This window comes from Dolichospermum sp. UHCC 0259 (assembly GCF_009711935.1).
GTDB lineage: Bacteria > Cyanobacteriota > Cyanobacteriia > Cyanobacteriales > Nostocaceae > Dolichospermum.
Window position 1 is genome coordinate 1 of record NZ_VIKX01000035.1, and the last position, 8,796, is coordinate 8,796.

An 8,796-nucleotide genomic window follows, 5' to 3' on the forward strand; every position below is an offset into this window, starting at 1 on the left:
GAAGCCAATGGGACTTTGACCATTGAAGGCGATAAGAAGTCGGGAACGGGGGAACCCTCCTCCCTCTACTCCCCCTCCTGACTCCTGTTTTTTTTAAATTTTTAATTCTCATGAGATCCCCCCAAAATAATCAATTTGACTACGTAAAAATTGGTATAGCTTCGCCAGAACGCATCCGCCAATGGGGTGAGCGTACCTTGCCTAATGGACAACTTGTCGGTGAAGTTACCAAGCCGGAAACTATCAATTACCGGACTCTCAAGCCAGAAATGGATGGGTTGTTTTGTGAAAGAATTTTTGGTCCGGCTAAGGATTGGGAGTGCCATTGCGGTAAGTACAAACGGGTGCGCCATAGAGGGATTGTGTGCGAGCGCTGTGGTGTAGAAGTGACAGAATCCCGCGTCCGTCGCCACCGGATGGGTTTTATTAAGTTGGCTGCCCCGGTGGCTCATGTGTGGTATCTCAAGGGGATTCCTAGCTATATTGCCATTCTCCTGGATATGCCGCTGCGGGATGTGGAGCAGATTGTTTATTTCAATTCTTACTGTGTTTTAGCTCCTGGTAACGCGGATACTCTCAGTTACAAGCAACTGTTGAGCGAAGACCAGTGGCTAGAAATTGAGGATGCTATCTACAGTGAGGATTCCCAGTTAGAGGGTGTGGAAGTGGGCATTGGGGCTGAGGCTCTGTTGCGGCTGTTGGCGGATATTAATTTGGAGCAGGAGGCGGAAACCCTGCGGGAAGAAATTGAGAAGGCCAAGGGACAAAAACGGGCGAAGTTAATTAAACGGCTCCGGGTAATTGATAATTTCATCGCTACCGGTTCAAAGCCCGAATGGATGGTGATGGAAATTATCCCTGTGATTCCTCCAGATTTGCGCCCAATGGTGCAGTTGGATGGGGGACGGTTTGCTACCAGCGATTTGAATGATTTGTATCGGCGAGTGATTAACCGCAACAACCGTTTGGCTAGGCTTCAGGAAATTCTTGCCCCGGAAATTATTGTCCGCAACGAGAAACGGATGCTGCAAGAGGCGGTGGATGCTTTGATTGATAATGGTCGTCGGGGACGGACGGTGGTGGGGGCTAATAACCGCCCGCTGAAGTCTTTGTCGGACATTATTGAGGGAAAACAAGGACGGTTCCGGCAAAACCTGTTGGGGAAACGGGTGGACTATTCGGGACGATCGGTAATTGTGGTCGGTCCCAAGCTGAAGATTCACCAGTGTGGACTACCGCGAGAAATGGCCATTGAGTTGTTTCAGCCCTTTGTGATCAATCGGTTGATTCGGTCGGGGATGGTGAATAATATCAAGGCGGCAAAGAAACTGATTTCTCGCAATGATCCTAGTGTGTGGGATGTGTTGGAAGAGGTGATTGAGGGACATCCGGTGATGTTAAACCGAGCGCCAACCCTGCACCGCTTGGGGATTCAGGCTTTTGAACCGATTTTGGTGGAAGGAAGAGCAATTCAATTGCATCCTTTGGTCTGTCCGGCCTTTAACGCTGACTTTGACGGTGACCAAATGGCGGTTCACGTGCCGTTGTCTTTGGAGAGTCAGGCAGAAGCACGGTTGTTGATGTTGGCTTCTAATAATATTTTGTCACCAGCAACTGGTAAACCGATTGTCACTCCTAGCCAAGATATGGTCTTGGGAGCATATTATCTGACGGCGGAAAATCCCAATGCCACGAAGGGGGCAGGTAAGTATTTCTCGTCTTTGGATGATGTAATTATGGCTTATGAGGCGCAGCAGGTGGAGCTTCATGCCTATATTTACGTGCGGTTTGATGGGGAAATTGATTCAGGTGAACCGGATAATGAACCTTTGGAAATCATTGAGGACAAGGATGCTAAGGGCAAACTCAATAGTCGCACCCTGATCTATAAGTTCCGCCGGGTGCGAGAAGATGGTCAGGGAAATCTGATTTCTCAGTACATTTATACGACTCCTGGTAGGGCAATTTATAACAAGGCGATTCAGGAAGCGATAGATGCCTAGAGAAAGGAGTCAGGAGTCAGGAGTCAGAATGAAGAATGAAGAAGGAGGTAGGGGCGCAGGGTCTGCGCCCGGTCAGGAGCAAGAAGGAAGAAGAAGGAAGAAGTAAATTAATTAATTTATACCCCTTTCCCCTGCTTCCTGCTCCCTTCTCTTTTTCCTCTTCTTCCTTCTTTATTCTCTTCTTTCCTCTTTCTCCTCTTCTTTATTCTTTATTCTTTATTCTCCTTCTTTCTCCTGACTCCTGACTCCTGACTCCTGACTCCTCCTACTAACAACTAAAATCTAAAATCGTATGACTAAAGCAGTTTTTCGCAATCTGGTGGTGAACAAGGGTAAATTAAGAGACTTGATTTCCTGGTCTTTTACCCATTATGGAACGGCGCGGACGGCGGTGATGGCGGATAAACTCAAGGAGTTGGGTTTTCGCTATGCTACCAAGGCAGGTGTATCTATTAGTGTGGATGATTTGATGATTCCTCCTTCTAAGAAGGAACTACTGGAGGCAGCAGAGACAGAGATTTTGGCAACGGAGGAACGCTATCAACGGGGGGAAATTACGGAAGTTGAACGTTTCCAAAAGGTAATTGATACTTGGAACAGTACCTCAGAGGCGCTCAAGGATGAGGTGGTGGTGCATTTCAAAAAAACCAATCCCCTCAATTCTGTGTATATGATGGCTTTTTCCGGGGCGCGGGGAAATATTTCCCAGGTGCGGCAGTTGGTGGGGATGCGGGGACTGATGGCAGATCCCCAGGGGGAAATTATTGATTTACCAATTAAGACCAATTTCCGTGAGGGGTTGACGGTAACAGAATATATTATTTCTAGTTATGGGGCGCGGAAGGGGTTGGTGGATACGGCGCTGCGGACTGCGGATTCGGGGTACTTAACCCGGCGGTTGGTGGATGTGTCCCAGGATGTGATTGTGCGGGAGTTTGATTGTGGAACTAATCGCGGGTTGACGATTGGGGCAATGGTGGAGGGGAATAAAACCCTGATTAAATTGGCGACGCGGTTGATGGGTCGGGTGGTCGGTGAGGATGTGGTGCATCCGGTGACGGGGGAGATAATTGCTCCTCGGAATACGCCGATTGATGATGATTTAGCGATCGCTATCCAAAAAGCCGGTGTCCAAAAGGTGACTGTCCGCAGTCCTTTGACCTGTGAGGCGGCGCGGTCTGTATGTCAGCACTGCTATGGCTGGAGTTTGGCCCATGCCAAGATGGTGGATTTGGGTGAAGCTGTGGGGATTATTGCCGCCCAAAGTATTGGAGAACCGGGAACCCAGTTGACCATGCGGACATTCCACACTGGGGGTGTATTCACGGGGGAAGTTGCCCAACAGGTGCGATCGCAGGTGTCAGGAACGGTGAAAATTCCCCGCAAGTTACAAACCCGTCCCTATCGGACTCGACATGGTGAGGATGCTTTGTATGTAGAAGCCAATGGGACTTTGACCATTGAAGGCGATAAGAAGTCGGGAACGGGGGAAAGCCAGGAAATTGCCGTTACCCAAGGTTCGACTCTGTATATCCACAATGGTCAACAGGTATTGGCAGATCATTTGGTGGCGGAGGTGGCACTGGGGGGGAGAACTACCAGAACCAATACAGAAAAAGCCGTCAAGGATGTGGCGACGGATTTGGCTGGGGAGGTGAAATTTGCCGATTTGGTGGCGGAACAAAAAACTGACCGCCAGGGGAACACCACTGTCACAGCCTCTAGAGGGGGATTGATTTGGATTCTGTCGGGGGATGTATATAATTTACTGCCTGGGGCGGAATTGGTGGTCAAGAATGGCGATGCAGTGGAGACCAATGGGGTCTTAGCCGAAACCAAATTGACCACAGTGCATGGGGGTGTGGTGCGCTTACCAGAAGCAATTCCAGGGAAAGCCACTAGGGAAATTGAGATTATTACCGCTTCGGTGGTGTTGGATCAGGCAGCAGTGACGATTCAGAGTTCCCAAGGGCGGAATAGTTACCTAATTACCACCACCAATCCTGATAATGGGGCAATATCGGAGTTTAATTTACGGGCAACTCCGGGGGCAAAGGTACAAAATGGTCAAGTAGTAGCAGAATTGATTGATGACCAGTACCGGACAACCACTGGGGGCTTGTTGAAATTTGCCGAAGTGGAGGTCCAGAAAAAAGGTAAGGCCAAATTGGGCTATGAGGTAGTCCAGGGGGGAACGCTGCTGTGGATACCGGAAGAAACCCATGAGGTGAATAAGGATATTTCTTTGTTACGGGTAGAAGATGTCCAGTATGTGGAAGCGGGGACGGAAGTAGTCCAGGACATCTTCTGTCAAACCGGTGGGGTAGTGGAAGTTACCCAAAAGAACGACATTTTGCGAGAGGTGGTGATTAAACCCGGTGAACTGTTGATGGTGGATGATCCAGAAGCAGCGATCGCCCATGACAATACGTTCTTGCAACCGGGTGAGGAACTACAAGGAACTGTAGCCACAGAATTGCGCTATGTCCAGTATGTGGAAACTCCCGAAGGTCCTGGATTGTTGAGTCGTCCAGTAGTGGAATTTGCTGTGCCTACTCACCCTGATGTGCCAGCGACAACTTCAGTCAGTCAGCACACCGGGCGCTCGATTCAACTGCGGGCAGTGCAACGGATTCCCTACAAGGATTCGGAACGGGTGAAGTCGGTGGAAGGTGTGGAACTGCTACGGACACAGATTGTCTTGGAAATTGAGCAGGAGACGGAAGGAGAACACGGCAGTTCACCTTTAGCGGCGGACATTGAACTGATTGCTGACCCAGAAGATCCAGAGATTCAAAGATTGCAGTTGGTGATTTTAGAGTCTTTGGTGGTGCGGCGAGACATTACGGCAGATGCGACCCAAGGCAGTACCCAAACTAATTTGGAAGTGGTGGATGGGGAGACCATTGAACCAGGGGCAGTGGTAGCCCGGACGAAGATCCTCTGTAAAGAAGGGGGGATAGTCCGAGGTGTGCAACAGGGGGCAGAAACAGTGCGCCGTTGTTTGGTGTTGCGTGCCAATGATTTGGTGACTGTGAATACCAATGTCTTGCCAACTGTCGGTAAGGGTGATTTGGTAGTGGAAGGGAGTGCGATCGCTCCGGGGATATTTGCGGCTGAGTCTGGGCAAGTAGTGGAAGTCGTCAGTGGTCAGCCCTTCGACTCCGCTCAGGGCAAGTCGTCAGTGGTCAGTGGCAAAACAACGGACAACGGACAACTGACAACGGACAACGGACAACTGACAACTGACAAAGGACAACTGACAAAGGACAAGTCAGCCCACACTATTACTCTGCGAGTTGGTCGTCCTTACCGAGTCAGTCCGGGGGCGGTGTTACAGGTAGAAGATGGGGATTTGGTGCAACGGGGTGATAATTTGGTGTTGTTGGTATTTGAACGCGCCAAGACTGGGGATATTATCCAAGGTTTGCCCCGGATTGAGGAACTGCTAGAAGCCCGTAAACCCAAGGAAGCTTGTATTTTAGCCCGTCGTCCTGGGGAAGTGAAGATTGTCTATGGCGATGGGGATGAGGTGACATCCATCATGAGAGAAGCCTATGCCATCAAGATTGTCGAAGCCAATGGCACTGTCACCGACTATCCCTTGGGACCTGGACAAAACCTAATTGTTCCCGACGGGGCGCACATTGTAGCCGGACAACCCCTCACCGACGGACCCTCCAACCCCCACGAGATTCTGGAGATATTCTTCAGTTTGGGGTCAGAGGATGGAGTCTATGCCTGTGCAAGCCACGCTTTGCAGAAGGTACAAACCTTTTTGGTGAACGAGGTGCAGATGGTGTACCAATCTCAAGGGATTGACATTTCCGACAAACACATTGAGGTAATTGTCCGGCAAATGACCAACAAGGTGCGGATTGATGACGGTGGCGACACCACCATGCTACCGGGGGAATTGGTGGAACTGCGGCAGGTGGAACAGGTGAACGAAGCCATGGCCATTACTGGTGGGGCGAGGGCAGAATACACTCCCATGCTGTTGGGGATTACCAAAGCATCGCTGAACACCGACAGTTTCATCTCCGCTGCTTCTTTCCAAGAAACCACGAGAGTCTTAACAGAAGCTGCCATTGAAGGCAAATCGGACTGGTTGCGGGGACTGAAGGAAAACGTGATCATTGGGCGCTTGATTCCGGCGGGGACTGGCTACAACACCTACGAAGAAACGGGGGTAATTGACGATTACGTGGTAGATATGGGCAGTGGCATCTTAGACGAAGTAGATGATCCATTGGACATGGTGCTAGATGACCGGACAGCGAAACTCTACAACCTGGATGCACCTGGGATGGGAGACGGCGGATTTGGTAGCAAGATAGGGGAAAGACTGCTTCTCGATGAGGATGATTTAATTGCTGATGAAATTAACGACCTAGTTATAGAAGAGGACGATGATTTCGAGGAAGAAGATGACGATGATGACGATGATGATTTTGACGATGAATAAAATCTAGTTAAATAATGGATAATTGGTAATGAATAATTATCCATTATCCATTATTAAAAATCACCTAACTTGATCTTAATTCCCGAATCTAGGGGAGGAACTTTTAGATATTCAACTGGATCATAAGGTTTACGATTTGGGTTGTTTGCATTGGGGCATAATTTCAAAAAAGACTCTGGATTCTTGATGTAATCAAGAGGATTTACTTTTTTACATTCTCGATTGCTGATACTGAAATACGCTTCAGGATTGACTTGAGGTATTCCATTCCAATAACTGTCAATTGTGATTGGCTGGGTGATTAAATCTGCTGATTGATTATGTTCAACTCCGACATTAGAAACTGTTTGAGGTTTAGCATTTACACTTTTATGAGCAAGGAACTCACATAACAAAAAAGTGAGGATTAAAAAAGGTAATTTCATTTGATAATGGTGAAAAGGTCGAAAGTTTTTTGGTTTATGATTACAATATAACCTTTCCTCGTCTGATGAAGTACAAATTTATCTGCGTTTATCTGTGTCCATCTTCTTCCATCTGCGGTTAATTATTTCTTGATGCTATACATAACTTTTAATTTTCGGTTCATGAATCATCACTCTTTTTCAAATTTTTAATTTATTTATGACAACAGAAATAAACTTACCAACCCTAGCTAGTTTGGAATATCATGCCTATATTGATAATGATGGTGAAGTCATAGTCACCTTTCAAGGAAAAATTGGAGTTTACGCGATTTTTAATCAGGATAAAATTTTGCAATTTGTTGGCTATTCTCGTGATATTTATCTAAGTTTAAAGCAGCACTTAGTCCGTCAACCTCAAAATTGTTATTGGGTAAAGGTACAAACTATAGAACGTCCTAATCGAACAATTTTGGAAGCTATTGAAAGTGCTTGGATTACGGAAAATGCTAATCCTGATCTTCCTAACATCGAAAATAAACAAAAATGGAATAATTCTATAGATGTGAAAGAATTAATGACACCAGAAGAACAAAATAATTATCAAAATATCGCTATTGATGAATTAGGAAAAAGCAAGGTTTTAAAAAATGTGGCGCGGCGGGTTGAAGAAGAAATTTTAGGAGTTCTCAAAGACCGGGGAGTCAATACTCAAATCCGCTTTAATCCAAAATTAAAAGAAACAGGATTATTAGATTTAAAATGAACATGATACAGCAATTCTTGCTATTATGAGGTACAGTTTTTCATCGCCAAGCCTGTAACGGCGAGGTTTTTCCGCACATTAGATATGTGGTATTTATTTTGATCTTGAATATACATCAGCAAACATTTAGCCACATATTCTGCTAATTTAACGGGTACAGCATTACCAATCATCTGTTCTAAATCTGTTTTTGAACCTGCAAAAATAAAACTATCAGGAAAAGTTTGAAGATAACTTCTTTCACGGGTAGTTAATGGACGCAAATCAGGTGTTAATGGTGCAACATCTCCAGGGTGTTGTTGATAAGTTTTAGGTATTGGTCTATTCACACCTCGAATAGTTGGACTTGGTTCATCAATACTGAAAATTGCTCTTCTTTGATAACTTCTAGGATGACGATAATAATATTCAATTCCTAAACTATTTCCTAAATAATCTCTAATAGTCGTCGGTTTTTTAGATAAATTAGCTTCTAAATAAGTCTTGAGATTATCATCTTTACCACCAAGTTCTCCTATACAGAAAAATCTCTTCCTCTTTTGTGGTACACCACATAAACTAGCATCTAATACTTTTTCTGTTAAACCATAACCAGCAGATTTAAGAATTTGCTTAAACTCTTGATATTTGTGAGATTTTCTAAACAATTCTACATTTTCTAAAACAAACCATTGACTTGAAATATTAGCTACTATTTCAGCAAATGTAATACTTAAATCTCCTCTCCCTAAATCTTCATTCCGCTTACCAGCACTAGAAAAATCTTGGCACGGTGGACCACCAATAATTACATCTGGTAATAATTCTTTAAATATTAAATAATCGTTATTTACCTGACTCAAATCATATTCAAAAATTGGATGATCAAAGTTTTGCTGATAAACATTTATAGCAGATTTCCAGTTTTCAAAAGCAGCAACAATTTCAAATCCACTATTTTGAAATCCTAGTGATAACCCACCACAACCAGAAAATATATCTATGACCTTTAAGGAAGAGGATTGTATTTGTATATTCATTACATTCCCTTGAGACTATCATCAAAAATTTCTGGATTGCTGAAAATAATAGCATCAAATCTTCTTTCGGGACTTAAAAAGGTAACTGTTCACACTCCCCCACTAAAAAGGAATTAGGAAGTAACAGGGATAGGAG

At 45.3% G+C, this 8,796-nt stretch carries 5 protein-coding genes and 1 pseudogene; 3 read left to right on the top strand and 3 right to left on the bottom strand.

Features of this window, described 5'->3' with window-relative positions:
* The first annotated feature begins 110 nt into the window (after positions 1-110).
* Both FJR05_RS03345 and FJR05_RS03350 read left to right on the top strand, forming a co-directional pair.
* Positions 111-2,003: a DNA-directed RNA polymerase subunit gamma gene (locus FJR05_RS03345; protein ID WP_168642810.1), complete on the top strand. Its 1,893-nt coding sequence runs from the start codon at positions 111-113 to the stop codon at positions 2,001-2,003.
* A 292-nt stretch (positions 2,004-2,295) separates the two neighbouring features.
* Positions 2,296-6,471: a DNA-directed RNA polymerase subunit beta'' gene (locus FJR05_RS03350; RefSeq protein WP_168642811.1), complete on the top strand. Its 4,176-nt coding sequence runs from the start codon at positions 2,296-2,298 to the stop codon at positions 6,469-6,471.
* Between the two features lie 53 nt (positions 6,472-6,524).
* On the opposite strand, the gene FJR05_RS03355 is transcribed toward FJR05_RS03350, so the two are convergent.
* Positions 6,525-6,896, bottom strand: a complete 372-nt coding sequence (locus tag FJR05_RS03355; protein ID WP_168642812.1) for a hypothetical protein — start codon at positions 6,894-6,896, stop codon at positions 6,525-6,527.
* A gap of 199 nt (positions 6,897-7,095) precedes the next feature.
* On the opposite strand from FJR05_RS03355, the gene FJR05_RS03360 reads away from it, so the two are divergent.
* Entirely contained in the window at positions 7,096-7,641 is a 546-nt protein-coding gene (locus tag FJR05_RS03360) for a GIY-YIG nuclease family protein (RefSeq protein WP_168642813.1), read from the top strand.
* Between the two features lie 23 nt (positions 7,642-7,664).
* Here the strand turns inward: FJR05_RS03360 and FJR05_RS03365 are convergent, their stop codons facing one another.
* Both FJR05_RS03365 and FJR05_RS27755 read right to left on the bottom strand, forming a co-directional pair.
* The gene (locus FJR05_RS03365; protein WP_174783563.1) at positions 7,665-8,660 is read right to left on the bottom strand and encodes a DNA cytosine methyltransferase; all 996 of its coding nucleotides are present in this window, start codon (positions 8,658-8,660) and stop codon (positions 7,665-7,667) included.
* Positions 8,660-8,740: pseudogene (locus FJR05_RS27755) on the bottom strand (HindVP family restriction endonuclease); the annotation flags it as partial. The pseudogene FJR05_RS27755 and the gene FJR05_RS03365, both read right to left, overlap by 1 nt.
* Between the last annotated feature and the right edge of the window lie 56 nt (positions 8,741-8,796).

Coding starts and splice junctions, on each gene's coding strand:
- FJR05_RS03355 (WP_168642812.1), bottom strand. CDS start 6,896: ATGAAATTACCTTTTTTAATCCTCACTTTTTTGTTATGTGAGTTCCTT.
- FJR05_RS03360 (WP_168642813.1), top strand. CDS start 7,096: ATGACAACAGAAATAAACTTACCAACCCTAGCTAGTTTGGAATATCAT.
- FJR05_RS03365 (WP_174783563.1), bottom strand. CDS start 8,660: ATGAATATACAAATACAATCCTCTTCCTTAAAGGTCATAGATATATTT.
- FJR05_RS03350 (WP_168642811.1), top strand. CDS start 2,296: ATGACTAAAGCAGTTTTTCGCAATCTGGTGGTGAACAAGGGTAAATTA.
- FJR05_RS03345 (WP_168642810.1), top strand. CDS start 111: ATGAGATCCCCCCAAAATAATCAATTTGACTACGTAAAAATTGGTATA.